Source organism: Pseudomonas sp. NFX224 (genome assembly GCF_048565165.1).
GTDB lineage: Bacteria > Pseudomonadota > Gammaproteobacteria > Pseudomonadales > Pseudomonadaceae > Aquipseudomonas.
Genome location: NZ_CP183416.1, coordinates 4,899,022 through 4,917,963 on the forward strand (window position 1 = coordinate 4,899,022; position 18,942 = coordinate 4,917,963).

An 18,942-nucleotide genomic window follows, 5' to 3' on the forward strand; every position below is an offset into this window, starting at 1 on the left:
CACATCCTTGTGTTTGCTTATCACTGAAAAACCCAAGTGCCAAAGTGTACCAATCACCCTTATTGGTCAATTGAGCCGATTCCTCACGTTTTGTAAGAAAAATCGCCCCATGTAGTAATCAAGGCTGCCCAGCCGGAAATAAATCAATTTCTTGCGACTTTTTGCGGGTGCGACGAGGTCAACATCTCCCGTACGCCATTCAATACCGGGAGTGACAAGACCATGAGCGAATGCAAGGCGCTGTTGATTCTGCATGGCAAGCAGGCGCTCAACGAAGAGGTTCGTGCCGCCGTCGAAAGCAAACGCGCGCAGGGATGGGAACTGGCCGTCCGGCTAACCTGGGAGGCCGGCGACGCTCAGCGGCTGGTGGATGAAGCGTTGGCGGCAGGTTACAGACAGATCGTCGCCGGTGGTGGTGACGGTACATTGCGCGATATTGCCGAGGCCATGGCGACGCATTCCACGCGAGCCAGCCTGGTGCTGATGCCCTTGGGAACCGCCAACGATTTCGCACGCGCGGCTGGCGTTCCACTGGAGCCTGCCCAGGCACTGGATCTTCTGGACGTTGTGCCGACTCCGATTGATTTGGGGGAGGTCGGCGGGCAGGTATTCTTGAACATGGCCACTGGCGGTTTTGGCAGTCAGGTCACGGCCAATACCTCCGAGGAGTTGAAAAAGGTGCTTGGCGGTGCAGCGTATCTGTTCACCGGTTTGTCACGCTTCAGCGAATTGCATGCGGCGTATGGCGAGTTGCAGGGGCCGGATTTTTACTGGAGTGGAGATCTGCTGGCCCTGGGCATCGGTAATGGCCGGCAGGCGGGTGGTGGTCATGTGTTATGTCCGCAGGCACTGGCGGACGACGGTTTGCTCGATATCAGCATTTTGCCCGCGCCGCAGGAAGTGGTCGGAACCCTGAAGAACCTGCTGGCCGATGGCTTCGGTATCGACAACATGTTCGTGCGGGCTCGTCTGCCATGGGTCGAGATCAAGGCTTCCGAGGGCCTCTATATCAACCTCGATGGTGAACCGCTTGAGGGTGACAACCTGCGGTTCTCGGCGCGGCCGGCGGCACTGCAGGTGCATTTGCCTGAAGGTTCGCCGCTGTTGAGTGCGACAGGAAATGTCAGTCATCCAGGCTGATGATCTGCTCACGCACAGCGAATAACACCAGGCCCGCGACATCGTAGATTTGCAGGCGTTTCATGATCTGCGAGCGATGGGTTTCGACGGTCTTGACGCTCAAGCCCAGGCCATTGGCGATTTCCCGGGTGGATTTTCCGCGAACGATCAAACGCAGGATTTCCAGCTGGCGCGCCGTCAGGTTGTGCGAGTCTGCGGGGTCGGGACTTTTCTGGGTCCGGGTCAGCGCCTGGGTGATGACCGTATGGGCAATCGCCGGGCTCAGGTAGCGTTCATTATTGCGCAAGGCTTCCAGCGCATGTTCCAGTTCAGTGGCGGTGGTGTCCTTGAGCAAATAGCCATGAGCCCCGGACTCCAGTGCCTGCATGATGAGCGCCGGGTCGGTGTGCATCGACAGAATGAGAACCTTGCTCTGCGGGCGGACGCGTTTGAGTTGCTGCAAAGCTTCAAGGCCGCCGGTCTGCTTCATGGAAATATCCAGCAGCACAATGTCTGGGGACAGGTGCTCGACCATGGCGAGCAGCTGCGAGCCGTCATTGGCCTCGCCGATGACCGCGTAGCCAGGAAGATCCAGCACCAGGGCGCGCACGCCAGCCCTGATCAGCGAGTGGTCATCCACCAGAAGTAAGTTACAAGTCAATGCAAAACCTTATTCGTACTGGCCCGTTCGAGCGCGCGAGGCGCCCAGGGGAAGAGAGCTTCGATTTGAGTACCTTTGCCCGATTCACTGGTAACCGTCAATGTGCCGCCCAGTTGAGCGATCCGCTCCGACATCCCGGCCATTCCGCGTTGTCCCTCACGACCCGGGTCCGTGGCCGGCGCGAAACCCTGACCGTCGTCACTGATCGATAATGTCAGACCCTGAGGCAAACGTTGCAGGCAGACCAGCAGATTCTTTGCTTGGGCATGCCTGAGAATATTGGTGACCGCCTCCTGGGTAATGCGAAACGCCGCCACGGCCATTTCTTCCGGAATACCGGTCAGGCGTTGATGGCAGTCCAGGCTCCAATGCACGGAGGTATTGGCCAGCGTCTTGAGCAAATGCGCACGTAGACTGGCTTCCAGTCCAAGGCTGGTCAATTGCCGTGGATTGAGGATGGCCGACACGTCGCGGACCTTGGCGAGGGTTTCCTCCAGGGTGTCGCACAGTATCGAGCATTGCCCCTGGAGTTCTTCCGGCATTCGGCGTTTGAGCCAGTCACTTTGAAGTTTGGCTGCGGTGAGCAATTGGCCGATGTCGTCATGCAGTTCTCGGCTGAGCCGGTGACGTTCGTTTTCCTGGACTTCGAGCAAGCGATCGGCCAGTTCCTGGGGTTGAAACTTGATTGACTTGCGCGACAGCCGATATTGCACCCAGACACAGCTCAAGGCAGCGATATTGAGCCCCAGCAGAGCCAGTGGCAGCTGAGTGGAAAGGCAATAGACCAGCAGGCAGCCGAGCGTGGAGCAGGCACATAACAAAAGCGTGAACCGGCGCGCGTTTTCTCGGGACGGTGGCCACGTGGCGATTGACTTGAGGCTGGCGTACATAGCGGATGGAGCCAATGGATGTTCGCTGCGGGCAGACCGGTCATGCGGGCTGACGGGTCTCTATTTTGTAATGTTGTACATCGACTTCAATGCTGCACAATTTCTGTATAAGAAATTCAGTCTGGAACTTCATCGACTGTAGCCGTGGCAATCAAATTGCCATTAATTGACGCCAACTAATGGGCGTCATAGTACCACTTAAGATACCGTTGGTCGCGTATGCGATATATGTCCCGGGGAGTCAGGATGCAAGGCATTCTGGGCGTGACTTCCACATTGGAAAAGTGTGGTTTTTGTCGTGGGAGAGAGGTCGGTTTCCCTTGGTTCTTGTCTTTCGATACCAGGAAAAACCCTGTTCAAGACAAGCAATCAAATGCCGAAAGGGATAGTTGTTTGATCGCAGTTGTCGTTAATTGATATGCGATATTCAATTGCGACATGCGCGTGCTCAAGGTGCCGCGCAATCATAACCGTAGAATGTGGTTTAAGCCTGCCGCTCCATGTAGGGAACGAGTGTGAACGGTTTGGAATTAACCGGGAGTTGAAACTGAGTTCGGCCGACCTGGAAGGCAAAGGCTTCGATCAGCGTTGTCTGCTCACTTTCATCCAGGCTGAGTTGGCCGGTGCTCTGGTCGATCAGTTCAAGTTGCCAGGCGATCAGGGTCAGGCAGTCTTTCAGCGCGCCCAGGGCTTCGTCATGCAGGTCCATGTGACTCTGCGCATGATTGAGCAGGCCATGGATGTGCAGCGAAAACTCCGAAACGGCTGCCAGCGCCAGTGCATCCGCCTTGCTGGCCAGTTTTAGGAGAGTACTGAGCAGGCAGTCGATGGCGTCCTTGTCATTGCTGATCAGTTGCAGATGACTGAGGCATTCCTCGGTTTTCGCCAGGAGCAATTCGGCTTCGACGAGAAATTCCGGGACCCGCTTTGCCCACTCTGTACGATTGTTTGGCATGCTTATCTCCACAACGTCATGACTAATGAGGGGATGTCGTGTGTGTCGACGAGGACGACGGGCGTCCCGACGTAACCGTTTCGTCGTGAGATCGCGTTCCGGCCGGCCGGCATGCCGGTGGGGGAACTACTTGTTGAGGGGGTGGATAACCACTGACCTGCGATCGCACACAAAAGCCTGACTCCATTCATGCAATGAGAATGGCGTCACATTAATGGCTATTGGATATTGCGAATATCAGGTTGTGCCTGATTGTTGCTAGGGGAATCCCTTATGCAGCAGAACTTATTGCGCAAACTATGGTCGCGTCACAGAGACTGTAGCAGATGAAATCACAACGCCAGTAAAGCATGATGTTAATGTGACATCAATGTTTGAGCGTGGCGTTTTAGAGGGGGTCAAGGTCTGGCAAAACCAGCCGATAACCCTCTATCTAATGAATTCATCAGTACAAGCCCAGGAGTCATTGATGGCTGGCATTCTCGATACGGTAGACCAACGTACGCAACTGGTGGGTGAGAATCGCCTGGAAATTCTCATGTTCCGGCTCGCCGGGCGGCAATTGTTCGCGATCAACGTGTTTAAAGTGCAGGAAGTGCTGCAACTGCCGAAGTTGACCCTGATGCCGCAGCGTCATCCGTTCGTATGCGGCGTGGTCAACCTGCGTGGCCAGACCCTGCCGGTGATCGACCTGTCCCAGGCCATCGGTATGCGTCCGTTGGTGCCGGGTCCGAACAGTACGATTATCGTCACCGAGTACAACCGTTCCGTGCAGGCCTTCCTGGTCGGTGGCGTGGACCGCATCGTCAACATGAACTGGGAAGCGATTCTGCCTCCGCCAACCAGCGCCGGCCGCCAGCATTACCTGACCGCCATCAGCAAGGTCGACGATCAGTTGGTGGAAATCATCGACGTGGAAAAAGTCCTGGCCGAGATCGTCCCTTACAACGCCAAGGTATCGCGCGACAAACTGGAGGATCCGGTACTGGAGCGCGCCCGTGGCCGTGAAGTGCTGCTGGTGGATGACTCCAATGTGGCCTTGGCACAATTGCGCGATACCCTGGGTCAGTTGGGCGTGAAAATGCACATTGCCAGCGATGGTTTGAAGGCCTTGAACATGCTCAAGGCCTGGGCCGACACGGGCGTGAACATGACCGACAAACTGCTGATGGTCTTCACCGACGCGGAAATGCCGGAGATGGACGGCTATCGCCTGACCACGGAAATCCGTAACGATCCACGCCTGCGTGGCCTTTATGTGGTGCTGCACACGTCGTTGTCCGGCAGCTTCAACGACTCGATGGTCAAGAAGGTCGGTTGCGACAACTTCCTCTCCAAATTCCAGCCGGACAAACTCGTCGACGTGGTGCGCCAGCGCCTGATGCTCGATGCGGTTCCAGCCTGACCCTGTCCTTGTAGGAGCGAGTCTGCTCGCGATGGATGTCAACGATAACGCGTGCAGTCTGACTGAACGCGTTGTCCGGAATCCACACGTGTCTTTGCTCTTTGATTCGCCGATCAAGCTCGTATAGGGTGACGTTTTTGCCCACAGGGAGCTGGTCATGCTGCGTCTGAGTGCGCTTTATCGTTATCCGTTGAAGTCCGGCAAAGGCGAGGTCCTGCAACAGGTGGGTCTCGACAAGCTGGGGCTGGACGGCGATCGACGCTGGATGCTGGTGGACGAGGCCAGCGGTCGCTTCCTGACTCAACGTGCGGTGGCGCAGATGAGCCAGTTGTCGGCGTTGTGGAATGCCGAAGGCGGCCTGACGCTCAGCGCGCCAGGCCATTCGCCGATCGAAATCGCTTTGCCAGGCAGCGACGCTGAGCTGCGCGGCGTGACCATATGGCGCGACACCTTGCGTGTGCCGGATGCCGGCGACGCGGCGGGCGCCTGGGTCAGCGAATTCATCGGAAAGCCCACGCGTCTGGTGCAAGTGCCAATGGACCGCGCGCGGATCACCCAGGCCGGCTACGGCAAGGACGACGATCAGGTGGCTTTCGCCGATGGCTTCCCATTGCTGCTGATCGGTCAGGCTTCGCTGGAGGACCTGTCGCGGCGAGTTGGCCGTCCGCTGGAGATGCTGCGTTTCCGTCCCAATCTGGTGATCGAAGGCAGTGAGGCGTACGCCGAGGATGGCTGGAAGCGCATTCGCATTGGCGAAGTCGAGTTTCGCGTGGTCAAGTCGTGCTCGCGCTGCATCCTGACCACCATCGACCCGCAAACCGGTGAACGCAGCGAAGACCGCGAACCGCTGGCGACTCTGCAGAAGTACCGTGCCGAAGCGGATGGCGCAATGTTCGGTCAGAACCTGGTCAATGACGGCAACGGTCGGCTGGAAGTGGGTATGCCGGTAGAAGTCCTCGAATAACGGCACCGCACAACGAAAAATGCCCGTGTCCAAGGACACGGGCATTTTTTGCGCTGTGTAAACCCAGGGTTTTAGCCGCGGTATTCGCACAGGTAAGCGGTGTCGACGGTCACTTTCAGCTGGAACTTGCTGTTGGCAGGTACGTTGAACTGGCTGCCGGCGGCGAAGGTTTCCCAGTCAGTGCTATCGGGCAGCTTGACGGTCAGGGCGCCGGACACAACGTGCATGATTTCACGCTGGGCGGTGCCGAATTCATATTCGCCCGGTGCCATGACGCCGATGGTCGCCGGACCTTCAGCGGTGCCAAAGGCGATCGACTTGACGGTGCCGTCGAAGTACTCGTTGACTTTAAACATGGGCGATTCCTCGAAAAGGGCTAAAAAGGGCCGGCCAGTATGCACAAGGCCTTTGTTGGCGTCACCTGTCTAAAGCGGCAGAACCAGCGGTAGCAGCCGTGCGGTATTGCGCGCATCTTCCAGCGCCCGGTGTTGCTGGCCGGTGAACTGTAAGCCGGCCAGTTGCAGGGCGCCATTGAGCCCCAGCGGGCGCTCCAGTCGCCGGGCCTTGGCAAAGCGTTGTTTGAGATTCATGTGCTGAACCCGACTGAGCACGCTGTCGAGTTGCAGGCGCTGCCATTCCTGGAGCAGCTGTTTGCGATCGTAATCGCCCCAACTGGCCCAGCCTTCAAGACGGCTGTGATGTTGGCCGAGCCAGCGCTCGAACGCCGGCCAGACTTCGCCAAGGGGCTGCGCATTATCGATGTTGGGTTGGGTGATGTGCGTCAGCTCCCGGCAAAACGGGGTCAGCAACGGCCTGCGCAACGGCCGGACGAAGCGTTGGAAGTGGTCCACTTCGCGCCCTTTGCGGTCCACCAGAGTGGCGCCGATTTCGATGATTTCCATTTCCGTTATCGGCCAACCACCCTCGTCGGTGGTGGCCTCCAGATCAATGACCAGCCAATGAGGCATCGCAGGCTTCCTGGTATCCGCGTCCTGATAGGGTCTGAGCGTAGCCAAACCCGGCGAATCCGCCTAGCGGCTTATTCAACCTCCAACAAAATCTGACGATTCTTTACCTGATCACCGACCTGCACCTGCAAGCGCTTGAGTACGCCGTCGATGCCGGACTTGAGTGGATGCTCCATTTTCATGGCCTCCAGCACCACCAGCAACTGACCTTTGCTGACCTGGCTGCCTTCACTGACCAGTACGTCGACAATCGCGCCATCCATCGGCGCCTTGAGGGTACCGCTGCTGACACTGGACTGAATGTTGACCAAAGCCTGGGTCCGGTCCTCAAGTCGCAGGTTACCGGGTCGGGTAAACAGGCACAGCCGCCCGGCCTCCAATCGGTAGGCATGGCGTTGGCGGATGCCGTCGATTTCCAGTGTGGCCCAGCGCCCGTCGCACTCGATCACGCGCAGTACAAGCTCGCGGCTGATCGCTTGAATCCTATAGGCCTCGCCCGGCACCCCGTTCAATGCCACCGACCATTCCTGATCCTCCAAGCCAAGGCGATAACTCAGCGGCACACTGGCGTTGTTCCGCCACCCGGCCAGCGAGCTGCAGTGCGCCTGAGCCGAGGCGTGGTAGAGCAGGGCGGCGGCAATCGCCAGTTCTTCGGCGCTGGGCCTATGAGGGTGCAGGCACGGATGATCGGCGAAATGTTGCGCGATGAATCCAGTGCTGAATTCACCGCTGATGAATTGTGGATGTTGCAGCAGGCTGGCGAGCAGGCGCTGATTGCTTTGCACCCCCAGCAACACGCTGTCCTGCACCGCCCGCAGCAGCTTGCGCCGGGCTTCTTCGCGGGTGGCGCCGTGAGCGATGATCTTGCCGAACATCGGGTCATAGAAGGGGCTGACGTGCTGACCTTCGATCAAGCCGTGGTCGATTCGCACGCCATCTTTCAGCGCTGGCTCCCAGGCTGAGATGTGTCCGGTTTGCGGCAGAAAACCTTGCGCAGGATCTTCGGCATACACGCGCACTTCCATGGCGTGACCGGTGAGCAGCACCTGCTCCTGACGCAGCGGCAGCGGTTGTCCATCGGCGATGTTCAGTTGCCAGGCCACCAGATCCAGGCCGGTGATCAGTTCGGTGACCGGGTGTTCCACTTGCAGGCGGGTGTTCATCTCCAGGAAGTAAAACTTTCCGTGTGTATCCAGCAGGAACTCCACGGTGCCCGCACCCACGTAATTCACCGCACGCCCGGCCTTGAGCGCCGCTTCGCCCATGGCCTGGCGCAACTCGCAGGTCATCACCGGGCAGGGCGCTTCTTCGATGACTTTCTGATGGCGGCGCTGGATCGAGCAATCGCGTTCGCCGAGGTAGATCAGGTTGCCGTGCTGGTCGCCGAACAGTTGCACCTCGACATGCCGTGGATCGATCAGCGCCTGTTCGAGGATCAGTTCATCACTGCCGAAACCGTGCTGGGCTTCGGAGCGTGCGGTGCGGATTTGCTCAAGCAAATGGCTGGCGTCGTGTACAAGGCGCATGCCGCGCCCGCCGCCGCCCGCGCTGGCCTTGATCATCAATGGATAGCCGATGCGTTCGGCTTCGCGGCTCAGGGCCTCGTCATCCTGTTCGGCGCCTTGATAGCCTTTGATGCACGGCACGCCTGCTTCGAGCATGGCGATTTTCGACAGGCGTTTGCTGCCCATCAGTTCGATGGCTTGCGGACTGGGGCCGATGAAGGTAATACCAGCCTGTTGGCAGGCGAGGGCGAAGCCGGCATTTTCCGAAAGGAACCCGTAGCCCGGATGGATCGCATCCGCACCAGTACGTCGGGCCGCATCGATGATCGCCGGGATATTCAGGTAAGACTGTTGCACCGGGGCCGGGCCGATGTGTACGGCTTCGTCGGCCATCTGCACATGCAGCGCATCGGCATCGGCGTCGCTGAACACGGCAACGGTACGATAGCCCAGCGCCTGGGCGGTGCGCTGGATGCGGCAGGCGATTTCACCGCGGTTGGCGATGAGGATTTTGTTGAGTCCGGGCATGTTCTATTCCCTGGGTTGTTGCGGTGAATTTGATCGCCTCATCGCTGGCAAGCCTGCGATGCTGATGCTTTTAAGAGGCCCACCCCGGTTTACGCTTTTGCACAAAGGCCATGGTGCCCTCGACCCCTTCAACCCCGGTCACTGCGTCGCTGAACCATTGAGCTGCTTGATCCAGCAGCTCATCCGATGGCTGTGCCGCGCTCGCCAACAACAGCTTTTTCGTCGCCGCATTCGCCCCCGGCGCGCAGCACAGCACATGCGCCAACACTTCATCGAGACGCTCGGCCAGTGCTTGTGGGTCATGCTCAACGAAATGCACCAGCCCCATTCGCCGCGCCTGGGTGCCATCGAAACGTGCGGCGGTCAGCGCCAGGCGTCTGGCTTGGGTCAGGCCGATGCGCTGCACCACGAACGGCGCGATCTGCGCCGGCAACAGGCCGAGGCTGGTTTCCGGCAGACCGAATTGCGCTGAATGATCGGCCATGGCGACATCGCTGACACAGGCCAGGCCAAAACCACCACCGAGCACTGCGCCTTGCAGCACAGTGATCACCACTTGCGGCGCCTGTTGCACTTCTTGCAGCAGGGCACCGAAAACCCGGTTCAAATCACGGTGTGCGCTCGACCCTTGAGCGCGGGCATTGGCCATGTCCTTGATGTCGCCACCGGCACAGAAATGCCCGCCGGCACCACCGATGACAATCGCACGAATGGCGCGGTCATCGTGCACCGCCCCCAGCACCGCGCGCAGTTCGGTGACCATCTGCAAGCTCATCGCATTGCGGCTTTGCGGGCGATTGAGAGTGATGTGCAGCACGCCGTTGTGCAGTTCCAGCAAGAGCGTTTCGCAAACTGGCAGGGTGCTCATTTCTTTTTCCCCGGCAGGATGCCCATGAGTTTGCAGATGATCCCCAGCATGATTTCATCGGCGCCGCCGCCAATCGACACCAGCCGCACATCGCGGTAAGCGCGGGCCACCGGGTTGTCCCACATGAAGCCCATGCCGCCCCAGTATTGCAGACAACTGTCGCTGACTTCGCGGCCCAAACGACCGGCCTTGAGTTTGGCCATGGACGCCAGGCGCGTGACGTCCTGGCCTTTGACGTATTGTTCCGTGGCCTGATAGACCAGCGCCCGCAGGCATTCGATTTCGGTTTGCAGTTCGGCCAGGCGGAAGTGAATGACCTGGTTGTCGATCAACGCACTGCCAAACGTCTTGCGCTCCTTGCAGTACTCGATGGTGCTGTCGACGCAGTACTCCAGGCCCTTGATCATGTTCGCCGCGCCGAACAGGCGTTCCTCCTGGAACTGCAGCATCTGCATCATGAACCCCGCACCTTCATGGCCGATGCGGTTGCGCTGCGGCACACGCACGTTGTCGAAAAACACCTGGGCGGTTTCTGAGCTGCGCATGCCGAGCTTGTCCAGAGGCGAGCTGAGGCTGATCCCCGGCGTGTTCATTGGCACCATGATCAGCGACTTGTTGATGTGCGGTTTGTCGTCCGAAGTGTTGGCCAGCAGGCAGATGAAATCGGCGCTGGGCGAGTTGGTGATCCACATCTTGCTGCCGTTGATCACGTAGTCGTCGCCGTCCTTGCGCGCGGTGGTTTTCAAACCGGCCACGTCGGAACCGGCACCGACTTCGGAAACGCCGATGCAGCCAACCTGCTCGCCGCTGATGGCCGGGCGCAGGAACTCGTCGCGCAATTCATCGGAGCCGAAACGGGCGAGGGCCGGGGTGCACATGTCGGTCTGCACGCCGATGGACATCGGAATGCCGCCGCAATGAATCGTGCCGAACTCTTCGGCCGCGACAATCGAATAGCTGTAGTCCAGCCCCATGCCGCCAAATTTTTCCGGTTTGGAAATGCCCAGCAGGCCGAGGTCGCCGGCCTTGCGGAAAACCTCGTGGATGGGGAAGCGCCCGGCCTTTTCCCATTCCTCGACGTGCGGGTTGATCTCGTGCTCGACGAATTGGCGGACGGTGCGGCGCAGTGCTTCGTGTTCCTGGGTGAAGATCATTTTTATTGTTCTCCTCTGATCGCCCTTAGAAGCGGGCTACACCAAAACTGTTGGCTTGCAGCGGCCGCACTTCGGCCTCGTAACAGATATCCAGCAAGTAACCGAGCAAGGTCCGGGTATCGCGCGGGTCGATCAAGCCGTCGTCCCACAGGTTGGCGCTGCCGTAGAGCGCCGTGGACTGGCTGTCGAGTTTCTGCGCGGTGACCTGTTCCAGCATGTCGAGCATTTTCGGGTCGGGCACCAGGCCGTCCTTGGCCTGTTTGGCCTCGGTGACAATACGCAGCACTTTGCCCGCCTGTGCGCCGCCCATCACGGCGGTGCGGCTGTTGGGCCAGGCGAAGATGAAACGCGGATCGAGGCCGCGGCCGCACATCGCGTAATTGCCGGCGCCATAGGAACCGCCGACAACGATGGTCAGTTTCGGCACTCGAGCGTTGGCCACTGCCTGGATCATCTTGGCGCCGTGCTTGATCACGCCCTGTTGCTCCGATTCGGTGCCGACCATGAACCCGGTGGTGTTGTGGAAAAACAGCAATGGAGTCTGGCTCTGGTCGCACAGCTGAATGAACTGCGCAGCCTTGCTCGCGCCTTTGGGCGTGATCGGGCCGTTGTTGCCGATGAAGCCGCAGGCGCGACCCTGGATTTTCAGTTGACCGCAAACGGTCTGCTGATCGAACTCGGCCTTGAACTCGAGGAAGTTCGAGCCGTCGGCGATACGGGCGATGATTTCGCGCACGTCGTAAGGTTTTTTCGGGTCATCCGGGATCAGCCCCAACAGTTCGTCGACGGGGTAGAGCGGTTCCTCCCAGTGGCGTTCGAGCAGCCGTTGCAATTGCTCGTTCCAGGGCAACAGGCCGACGATTTCGCGCACCTGACGCACGCCATCGGCATCGTTTTCCGCCAGGTATTCGGCGGTGCCGGCGATTTGCGCGTGCATCTCGGCGCCGCCGAGCTCTTCGTCAGTGGCGACTTCACCGGTTGCCGCTTTCAGCAGCGGCGGCCCGGCGAGAAACAGTTTGGCCTTGCCGCGCACCACCACCACATAGTCTGACAACCCCGGCTGATAGGCGCCGCCCGCCGTGGCCGAGCCGTGCACCACGGTAATCTGCGGCAAGCCCATGGCCGACATCCGTGCCTGATTGGCAAAGCAGCGCGCGCCTTCGACGAAAATTTCCGCCGCGTAGTTGAGGTTGGCGCCGCCGCTTTCGGCGAGGGTGATCACCGGGAGTTTGTTTTCCATGGCGATCTGTTGCAGGCGTAGGGACTTTTTCAAGCCGCTGGGGGAAATGGTCCCGCCCTTGATCGCGCTGTTGTTCGCCACCACCAGCACCCGCACGCTGGAGACGTAACCGATGCCGGCGATCAAGCCGCCGCCAGCCGAGCTGCCGTCCTTGTCGTCGTGCAGTTTGTAGCCCGCCAGGCTGGCCAGTTCGAGAAACGGTGCGCCGGGGTCCAGCAGCAGATTGAGGCGCTCACGGGGCAGCAATTGTCCGCGTTTGTCGAATTTTGGTTTGGCTTCTGCGGCCTTGTTCAGCAGGTTTTGTTCGAGCGTGCGAACTTGCTCGATGGCGCTCAGCATCGCCGCATGGTTCTGGGCGAACTGCTCGCTGTGGGGATCGAGTTGCGACTGAATCACCGGCATGGGTTATTCCTTATCCTTGAGGACATCAGGAATGTAGGCGCGGTGAAAGCCGTTATACGACTCGCTGTTCGTCGCCTTGTGAATCGGCCATGCACGACCGCCAAGGCTGGCGGCACCGTCGATGCGCAGAGTACTGCCGCTGATGAAAGCCGCCGCCGGGCTGAGCAGGAAAACGATCGCCGCGCTGACTTCCGATTCGGTGCCGATGCGCTTGAGCGGCACGTGTTCGCGCAAGGTCGGAATCACTGCCTTGAACGCACCTTCATAGGTGTCCATGCCACTGGACGCGATCCAGCCCGGCGCTACGGCGTTGACCCGCACACCGGCGTGACCCCATTCGAACGCGGCGGTCTTGGTCAGGTTGTCCATACCCGAACGCGCCGCACCCGAATGGCCCATGCCGGGCATGCCGCCCCACATGTCGGCGAGCATGTTGACGATGGCGCCGCCGTGCTTGCTCATCGACTGATTGAACACTTCCCGGGCCATGAGGAAGCCGCCGACCAGGTTGGTGCGCATCACCGTTTCGAAACCCTTCTGGTTGATCGAGGCCAGGGGCGACGGGTATTGCCCGCCGGCATTGTTCACCAGACCGTGAATCGGCCCGTGCTTGTTGATCAGTTGGCTGACCAGGTGCGTCACCGCTTCTTCCTCGCGAATGTCGCAGGTGCTCCAGTCAGCCTTGCCACCGTCTTGGACAATCTCGGTGGCGACACATTTCAGCGTGTCGGCCTTGCGCCCGACCAGAATCACATGGGCACCGAGGGCCGCCAGTTCGTGAGCGGTGCAGCGACCGATGCCACTGCCGCCACCGGTGACGATGATGGTCTGACCGGCAAACAGATCAGTTCTGAAAATCGAATCGTAGGCCATGGTGGCTGTCCTCTATTTGACCTGGTCGGCGATGCGCTGCGGCACCGGAATCTGGATCTCCAGCAGTTGCTGGGCGAAGGCTTTGCCTTGCGGGTCGATGCGCAGGCTGGCGACGCCACCGCCGCCGAGGGCGTTTTCCAGGAGGAAATTCAGGCTATGAGTGGCGGGTAAATACCAGCGTTCGACGCGACCGTGCACCGGGTCGAGGACATGGTTCATCCAGTCGACGATCACCTCCGGCGTCAACGCCTCGGCAATCCACGGCAGGTACTCGGGCTCGCGGGCCATGACACCAATGTTGCTGTGATTGCCTTTGTCGCCCGAGCGCGCCACCGCAAGTTTGACCAGGGCCACGCTGGCATCGGCCGGGCCGTCGGGTTTGGGTGGTTCGAGCGGTGCGGGCAAGTCGTGGGTATCGAGCACATCAACGGCGGGCAGGGCGCACGGGTGGCGTTGACCCATGAAATCAATTGCCAGCGAACAGGCGGTTTTGTCGATCAGGAACGAGAACAGTCTGATCAATGGATAGACAGTAGGACGACCGCCGACAATCCCGGTCAGCCCCGGCGCCATACCCGTGGCGGCCTGGGCGATTTCCCGGGAGAACACGATCAGCGCCTGTTTGTTTGGGTGACGCACCGCGAGTTTGATCACCACCTCGCGGCTGTCTGAGCGCTGGCCGTGGGGACCGTAAGTGGCCTCGCTGCCGAGCAGTTCGATGCTCACGTCACTGTAGGGTGCCCAGCCACGCTGAGTGAAAATTTCTGAGGTCTTGTTGATGATCGCCGCACTGACTCGCCGCGCCTTGTCCACCGCGTCGATGCCGGCGATCAGGCAACTGGCGGTGCAACGGAAACCGTCCGGGTAAGTGGCACTGACCTTGTACTGGTCGGTCGGTGGCAGGCCTTTTGCGCCGTGCACTTGCACTGCGTTCTTGCCCTGCTGATGCAGTTTGACCTGAGTGAAATCACAGACCACATCAGGCAGCAGGTACGCCCGTGGATCGTCGATTTCATAGAGCATCTGTTCACCCACCGTCAGTGGCGTCACCAGGCCACCGGAGCCCTCGGGTTTGCTGACGACGAACTGGCTGTCGGCGCTGACTTCGACGATGGGGAAACCGATGTGTTCGTAGTCGGGCACATCGCGCCAATCGGTGAAGTTGCCGCCGGTGCACTGCGCGCCGCATTCGATGATGTGTCCGGCCAGCGCAGCCTGGGCCAGTTTGTCGTAATCGTGCCACGACCAGTTGAACTCATGCACCAGCGCGGCGCTGACCACTGCGCTGTCGACCACGCGTCCGGTGATCACGATGTCCGCCCCCAGCCGCAGGGCTTCGACAATGCCGGGCGCGCCAAGGTAAGCGTTGGTCGAGACGCACATCGGTGGCAGCGGCGCACCGCTGAACATTTCATGGATGCCATGTGTGCTCAATTGCTTGAATTGCGGTTGCAGGTCATCACCCAACAGCACGGCGATCTTCAATGAAACGCCGGCCCTGGCGCAGGCCGCTTGCAGGGCGGCAGCGCAGGCTTGCGGGTTGACCCCGCCGGCATTGCTGATGACGCGGATTTTTTGTTCGGCGAGCTGAGTGAGCAGCGGGCTTAGGACTTCAATGAAATCGCTGGCGTAGCCGGCGTGGGGATCTTTCATCCGCGCACCGGCCATGATCGACAGGGTGATTTCGGCCAGATAATCGAAAACCAGATAGTCCAGACGCCCGCCTTCCACCAGTTGCGCGGCGGCGGTCGAGGTATCGCCCCAGAAGGCGCTGGCGCAGCCAATGCGAATGGTTCTCGGTGTAGTCGATTCCATAACCACCTCCAACAGAGTGACTCGAGACTACCAAGCAAGCGCTTGGTTTGTAAACGACAGAAATATCTTCTGCCCGAGCGCTTGCTTGGTTGCATCCGTCAGCTTAAATTGCCCGCGCAACCCCGCTGTTTTAGCGGTGATCACGACTGTAGGAGAGAACGGGTGGATGAGCAAAAAGCCCTGAGGGTCATGCGAGAATTGGTCGACAGCGGCCAGTTGACCGATCCGGACAGTGCGCGTGGCAAGTTGCTGCAAGTAGCGGCTCACCTGTTTCGCAATAAAGGTTATGAGCGCACCACTGTGCGCGATTTGGCCGGCGCCGTGGGCATTCAGTCGGGGAGCATTTTTCATCACTTCAAAAGCAAGGACGAAATCCTGCGCGCCGTGATGGAAGAGACCATCCACTACAACACCGCATTGATGCGTGCAGCCATCGCCGAGGCCGGCAGCGTGCGCGAGCGGGTGCTGGCGCTGATCCGTTGCGAGTTGCAGTCGATCATGGGCGGCAGCGGCGAGGCCATGGCGGTGCTGGTCTACGAATGGCGTTCGCTGTCCGAGGATGGCCAGGAAAAAGTCCTGGCCCTGCGGGACATCTATGAAGACATCTGGCTCCAGGTGCTGGGTGAGGCCAAGACTGCCGGGTTCATACGTGGTGATGTGTTCATCACTCGACGGTTTTTGACCGGGGCGCTGTCCTGGACCACCACCTGGTTTCGTGCCGGCGGCAGCATGAGTCTCGATCAGTTGGCCGACGAGGCGTTGATCCTGGTGCTTGAGGAAAAATAATTAGTTTGTGTTGGTCGGCGGGAAACTGGCTAACTGGGCGAAACCGCCTAGCTTGAATGCATTGATGCAGTATTTTGGGGAGTGGCTTTTCTTGATGTCTTCGCCAATTCGGACGGCTTCGCGGCTTTTGCTGACAGCGCTTGTGGCGTTATGGCTTCTGCCGTCCCAGGCTGCACAACTGGTGCGGATCGGTGCCGCACATTTTCCACCTTATACCGTGCGCCCTGAAAAAGGCGCTGATACGGGGTTACTGCCGCAACTGGCGGAAGCGCTCAATGCCCTGCAAAGCGACTACCGATTCGTGTTGGTGCCTACCTCGATTCCTCGACGCTTCGGTGACTTCAAGCAAGGCCGGATCGACATGGCGATCTTCGAAAATCCCGCCTGGGGCTGGAAAGACATTCCCCACACCGATGTCGACATGGGGCTCGAAGATGCCGAAATTTTTGTCGCGCAACGCCAACTCGAGGGCGAATCGGTTCGCCAGCAAGACTATTTTGCCGACCTGACGGGCAAGCGTCTGGCACTGTTCAGTGGCTATCACTACGAATTCGCCAATTTCAACGCCGAGCCTCAGTACCTCGCCAAAAACTACAACGCCACGCTGACCTATTCCCATGACAGCAATCTGCTGATGGTGTTGCGCGGTCGTGCCGACATCGCGCTGGTGACTCGCTCTTACCTGACCGACTATTTTTTGCGCAACCTGAATGTCGGCAAAGAGTTCCTGGTGTCCGATCGCATCGATCAGGTTTATCACCATTACGCCATCCTGCGCCCGGCCGCGCCGATCACGGGCGAGGCGTTCGGCAAATTGCTGCAAGGGTTGCGGGACAACGGCCAGATGCTGAAGATTTTCGATCCGTACAAGATTGCGATCGTGCCGGTTACGGGCACGCCTTGATCGACGCCGCCTAAATTTCCGGCGTCGGCTCACGTCACATCGTTGAACTGTCGACGATTATCGTGAGCCCGACCCATGTCCAATCTGAATGACCTGACTGCCCTTGCCTTACCCTCAGGCAGCCGTCTTGTAGCCGATGAAACCGAAACCCGGCTGAGCCTCAACCTTGACGGCCAACCGCTGATCGAGCTGCGGCTGACCCGTGACCCCGAGCCACAACTGCAACTGCAAGAGCGCTTCGCTCGCCCGAACAGTCAGGCCTTGTGGGCTGCCTGTTATTGGCTGTTCGCCCGTCATCCGGACTGCCAGCGTCTGGCCTGGCATCTCGATGAAACCCCGACCGAGTCTCTGCTCAGCGGTTTGCTGATCCCCACGGAAACTGCCGGTCACTATCGCTGTGAGCGCACCTTGTTCTGGCAATTGCCGCAGCCCTGGCTGGGGCAGTCGTTGACTCGTGGGTACCCGCAGCAAATGGTCATCAGTGGCGGCAAGCGCCATCCGCTACGCCCGTTGAAGCCGCGGGGCGAAGTCTATCGGCGTTTTGATGCACGGCTCGGGATGTGGATTTCCCTGCGCACCGTGGACCTCGACCTCGATCTGGCCCGGTTCAATCGTTGGCAGAACAGTGCGCGGGTCGCGAGTTTCTGGCAGGAGGAGGGCAGTCTTGAACAACACCGGGAGTACCTGAGCAAACTCGACGCCGATCCACACACATTGACGCTGATCGGCTGTTTCGATGATCAGCCGTTCGCCTATTTCGAAGCCTATTGGGCCAAGGAAGACCGCATCGCACCGTTCTACGATGCCGGTGACTACGACCGTGGCATTCACATGCTGGTCGGCGAAGAAAATCACCGTGGTCCGCACAAGGTGGCGAGCTGGTTATCGGCGCTGGTGCACTTCCTGTTTCTCGATGATCCGCGCACCCAACGAGTGGTCGCCGAGCCTCGCGCCGACAACGGCAAGATGATCGGGTATATGCAGGGGCAGCGGTTTTATTGCGAGAAAGAGTTCGACTTCCCGCACAAGCGTGCAGCGTTGATGGCGCTGGGGCGTGAGCGGTTTTTTGATCGGTGTGGGTTGGTGTGAGTCCGTCATCGCTAGCAGCTAGCTCCCACAGTGGGTCTTCGGTAAACACAGATTGTGTGAACACCAGAGATCAATTGTGGGAGCTAGCCTGCTAGCGATTGTGGCGACGCAAATTTCAGAGCTTAACGACGAGCAATGCTGTCTGCTCGGGTACCCGACACTTTGCGGCAATGCACCAGCGCATCGCGAATCATGAAGTTCACCAGGGTCGGCGAGACGCCGAGTTCCTTGGCGATGTCCTTCTGCGGCACACCGTGCAGGCGGTACATCTCGAAGGCATAACGGGTTCGGCTCGGGAGCTCTGTCAGCGCGTCGGCGATGTTTTCCAGGGTCGAAAAATTGATGTGCGACGTTTCCGGTGAAGCCCCCTGAATCACCACGTTCAGACCTTCCTCTTCAGGCCCGGAATACTTCTGCTCCAGTGCCTGCTTGCGGTAGTGATCGATCGCCAGATTGCGCACGATCTGGAACAGATAGCTGAGTTGAGCCTTGAACGAGGACGTGATCTGCGGCGCCGACTGGAGCCGGAAAAACGCGTCCTGCACCACGTCTTCAGCGCGTGATCGGCAGCCGGTGATGCGGGCTGCAATCTTGACCAGAATCAGTCGATTGTCGACGAATGCCTGAAGTAGCGGCGAATCGCACCTGCTTGTGGAGACTTGTTCCGTCATGGAAATCACCCTGCTGCCAAAAGGTTAGTGGGACGACAAAAAGACCGGGGCCGTCCTACACATCGAGCGACAAATTATGTTGAATGATAATGATTGTCAATTGAGAAAGAGAACTAATGCTCCGCAAAGGTGCAGAGTGAGAACT

At 59.4% G+C, this 18,942-nt stretch carries 17 protein-coding genes and 2 pseudogenes; 6 read left to right on the forward strand and 13 right to left on the reverse strand.

Annotated features, from left to right (window positions below; all coding sequences use genetic code 11):
• Positions 1-222: 222 nt before the first annotated feature.
• Positions 223-1,140 carry a lipid kinase YegS gene (gene yegS / locus ACNYC6_RS22475; protein WP_419709211.1) on the forward strand — a complete coding sequence of 306 codons (918 nt, stop codon included), beginning with the start codon at positions 223-225 and terminating at the stop codon, positions 1,138-1,140.
• Here the strand turns inward: yegS and ACNYC6_RS22480 are convergent.
• From ACNYC6_RS22480 to ACNYC6_RS22490, 3 genes are all read right to left on the reverse strand, one after another.
• Positions 1,124-1,780 (reverse strand): response regulator, encoded by a 657-nt coding sequence (locus ACNYC6_RS22480; protein ID WP_419709212.1) that lies wholly within the window; start codon positions 1,778-1,780, stop codon positions 1,124-1,126. The genes yegS and ACNYC6_RS22480 overlap by 17 nt on opposite strands.
• Entirely contained in the window at positions 1,777-2,670 is an 894-nt protein-coding gene (locus ACNYC6_RS22485) for a sensor histidine kinase (protein ID WP_419713000.1), read from the reverse strand. Before ACNYC6_RS22485 ends, ACNYC6_RS22480 begins: the two co-directional genes overlap by 4 nt.
• A gap of 484 nt (positions 2,671-3,154) precedes the next feature.
• Positions 3,155-3,625 (reverse strand): hypothetical protein, encoded by a 471-nt coding sequence (locus ACNYC6_RS22490; RefSeq protein ID WP_419709213.1) that lies wholly within the window; start codon positions 3,623-3,625, stop codon positions 3,155-3,157.
• Positions 3,626-4,094: 469 nt separating this feature from the next.
• Between ACNYC6_RS22490 and ACNYC6_RS22495 the strand changes: the two genes are divergently transcribed.
• Together ACNYC6_RS22495 and ACNYC6_RS22500 are read left to right on the forward strand one after the other, a co-directional pair.
• Positions 4,095-5,030, forward strand: a complete 936-nt coding sequence (locus ACNYC6_RS22495) for a chemotaxis protein CheV (RefSeq protein WP_419709214.1) — start codon at positions 4,095-4,097, stop codon at positions 5,028-5,030.
• A 157-nt stretch (positions 5,031-5,187) separates the two neighbouring features.
• On the forward strand, positions 5,188-5,994 hold the full coding sequence (locus ACNYC6_RS22500; RefSeq protein WP_419709215.1) for an MOSC domain-containing protein: 807 nt from the start codon (positions 5,188-5,190) through the stop codon (positions 5,992-5,994).
• Between the two features lie 71 nt (positions 5,995-6,065).
• Here the strand turns inward: ACNYC6_RS22500 and ACNYC6_RS22505 are convergent, their stop codons facing one another.
• The 9 genes and pseudogenes from ACNYC6_RS22505 to ACNYC6_RS22545 form a co-directional block, all read right to left on the reverse strand.
• A complete protein-coding gene (locus ACNYC6_RS22505; RefSeq protein WP_186636758.1) occupies positions 6,066-6,350 on the reverse strand; it encodes a pyrimidine/purine nucleoside phosphorylase in 285 nt (94 codons plus the stop codon).
• A gap of 69 nt (positions 6,351-6,419) precedes the next feature.
• Positions 6,420-6,962 carry an exonuclease domain-containing protein gene (locus ACNYC6_RS22510; protein ID WP_419709216.1) on the reverse strand — a complete coding sequence of 181 codons (543 nt, stop codon included), beginning with the start codon at positions 6,960-6,962 and terminating at the stop codon, positions 6,420-6,422.
• Between the two features lie 71 nt (positions 6,963-7,033).
• Positions 7,034-7,390 (reverse strand): annotated as a pseudogene (locus tag ACNYC6_RS22515) (acetyl-CoA carboxylase biotin carboxyl carrier protein subunit); the annotation flags it as partial.
• A gap of 137 nt (positions 7,391-7,527) precedes the next feature.
• A pseudogene (locus tag ACNYC6_RS22520) lies at positions 7,528-8,995 on the reverse strand (acetyl-CoA carboxylase biotin carboxylase subunit); the annotation flags it as partial.
• A 70-nt stretch (positions 8,996-9,065) separates the two neighbouring features.
• Positions 9,066-9,863, reverse strand: coding sequence for an enoyl-CoA hydratase/isomerase family protein (locus ACNYC6_RS22525; protein WP_419709217.1), 798 nt, complete (start codon positions 9,861-9,863; stop codon positions 9,066-9,068).
• Positions 9,860-11,017, reverse strand: coding sequence for a citronellyl-CoA dehydrogenase (atuD, locus tag ACNYC6_RS22530; RefSeq protein ID WP_419709218.1), 1,158 nt, complete (start codon positions 11,015-11,017; stop codon positions 9,860-9,862). Before atuD ends, ACNYC6_RS22525 begins: the two co-directional genes overlap by 4 nt.
• Positions 11,018-11,042: 25 nt before the next feature.
• Positions 11,043-12,659 (reverse strand): geranyl-CoA carboxylase subunit beta, encoded by a 1,617-nt coding sequence (gene atuC, locus ACNYC6_RS22535; protein ID WP_419709219.1) that lies wholly within the window; start codon positions 12,657-12,659, stop codon positions 11,043-11,045.
• A gap of 3 nt (positions 12,660-12,662) precedes the next feature.
• A complete protein-coding gene (locus tag ACNYC6_RS22540) occupies positions 12,663-13,532 on the reverse strand; it encodes an SDR family oxidoreductase (protein WP_419709220.1) in 870 nt (289 codons plus the stop codon).
• Between the two features lie 12 nt (positions 13,533-13,544).
• On the reverse strand, positions 13,545-15,347 hold the full coding sequence (locus ACNYC6_RS22545; RefSeq protein ID WP_419709221.1) for an acyclic terpene utilization AtuA family protein: 1,803 nt from the start codon (positions 15,345-15,347) through the stop codon (positions 13,545-13,547).
• Positions 15,348-15,509: 162 nt separating this feature from the next.
• On the opposite strand from ACNYC6_RS22545, the gene ACNYC6_RS22550 reads away from it, so the two are divergent.
• The 3 genes from ACNYC6_RS22550 (at position 15,510) to ACNYC6_RS22560 (ending at position 18,126) form a co-directional block, all read left to right on the forward strand.
• On the forward strand, positions 15,510-16,133 hold the full coding sequence (locus ACNYC6_RS22550; protein WP_419709222.1) for a TetR/AcrR family transcriptional regulator: 624 nt from the start codon (positions 15,510-15,512) through the stop codon (positions 16,131-16,133).
• Positions 16,134-16,227: 94 nt separating this feature from the next.
• Entirely contained in the window at positions 16,228-17,037 is an 810-nt protein-coding gene (locus ACNYC6_RS22555; protein ID WP_419709223.1) for a substrate-binding periplasmic protein, read from the forward strand.
• A 75-nt stretch (positions 17,038-17,112) separates the two neighbouring features.
• Entirely contained in the window at positions 17,113-18,126 is a 1,014-nt protein-coding gene (locus ACNYC6_RS22560) for a GNAT family N-acetyltransferase (protein ID WP_419709224.1), read from the forward strand.
• Positions 18,127-18,248: 122 nt separating this feature from the next.
• On the opposite strand, the gene ACNYC6_RS22565 is transcribed toward ACNYC6_RS22560, so the two are convergent.
• A complete protein-coding gene (locus ACNYC6_RS22565) occupies positions 18,249-18,797 on the reverse strand; it encodes an RNA polymerase factor sigma-70 (protein ID WP_150736074.1) in 549 nt (182 codons plus the stop codon).
• Positions 18,798-18,942: the final 145 nt, after the last annotated feature.

Bases quoted from the DNA above. Each gene is read 5' to 3' on its own strand.
- ACNYC6_RS22540 (WP_419709220.1), bottom strand. From the start codon at position 13,532: ATGGCCTACGATTCGATTTTCAGAACTGATCTGTTTGCCGGTCAGACC.
- ACNYC6_RS22560 (WP_419709224.1), top strand. From the start codon at position 17,113: ATGTCCAATCTGAATGACCTGACTGCCCTTGCCTTACCCTCAGGCAGC.
- ACNYC6_RS22500 (WP_419709215.1), top strand. From the start codon at position 5,188: ATGCTGCGTCTGAGTGCGCTTTATCGTTATCCGTTGAAGTCCGGCAAA.
- yegS (WP_419709211.1), top strand. From the start codon at position 223: ATGAGCGAATGCAAGGCGCTGTTGATTCTGCATGGCAAGCAGGCGCTC.
- atuC (WP_419709219.1), bottom strand. From the start codon at position 12,659: ATGCCGGTGATTCAGTCGCAACTCGATCCCCACAGCGAGCAGTTCGCC.
- ACNYC6_RS22485 (WP_419713000.1), bottom strand. From the start codon at position 2,670: ATGTACGCCAGCCTCAAGTCAATCGCCACGTGGCCACCGTCCCGAGAA.
- ACNYC6_RS22505 (WP_186636758.1), bottom strand. From the start codon at position 6,350: ATGTTTAAAGTCAACGAGTACTTCGACGGCACCGTCAAGTCGATCGCC.
- ACNYC6_RS22555 (WP_419709223.1), top strand. From the start codon at position 16,228: ATGTCTTCGCCAATTCGGACGGCTTCGCGGCTTTTGCTGACAGCGCTT.
- ACNYC6_RS22545 (WP_419709221.1), bottom strand. From the start codon at position 15,347: ATGGAATCGACTACACCGAGAACCATTCGCATTGGCTGCGCCAGCGCC.
- atuD (WP_419709218.1), bottom strand. From the start codon at position 11,017: ATGATCTTCACCCAGGAACACGAAGCACTGCGCCGCACCGTCCGCCAA.
- ACNYC6_RS22510 (WP_419709216.1), bottom strand. From the start codon at position 6,962: ATGCCTCATTGGCTGGTCATTGATCTGGAGGCCACCACCGACGAGGGT.
- ACNYC6_RS22495 (WP_419709214.1), top strand. From the start codon at position 4,095: ATGGCTGGCATTCTCGATACGGTAGACCAACGTACGCAACTGGTGGGT.
- ACNYC6_RS22525 (WP_419709217.1), bottom strand. From the start codon at position 9,863: ATGAGCACCCTGCCAGTTTGCGAAACGCTCTTGCTGGAACTGCACAAC.
- ACNYC6_RS22490 (WP_419709213.1), bottom strand. From the start codon at position 3,625: ATGCCAAACAATCGTACAGAGTGGGCAAAGCGGGTCCCGGAATTTCTC.
- ACNYC6_RS22565 (WP_150736074.1), bottom strand. From the start codon at position 18,797: ATGACGGAACAAGTCTCCACAAGCAGGTGCGATTCGCCGCTACTTCAG.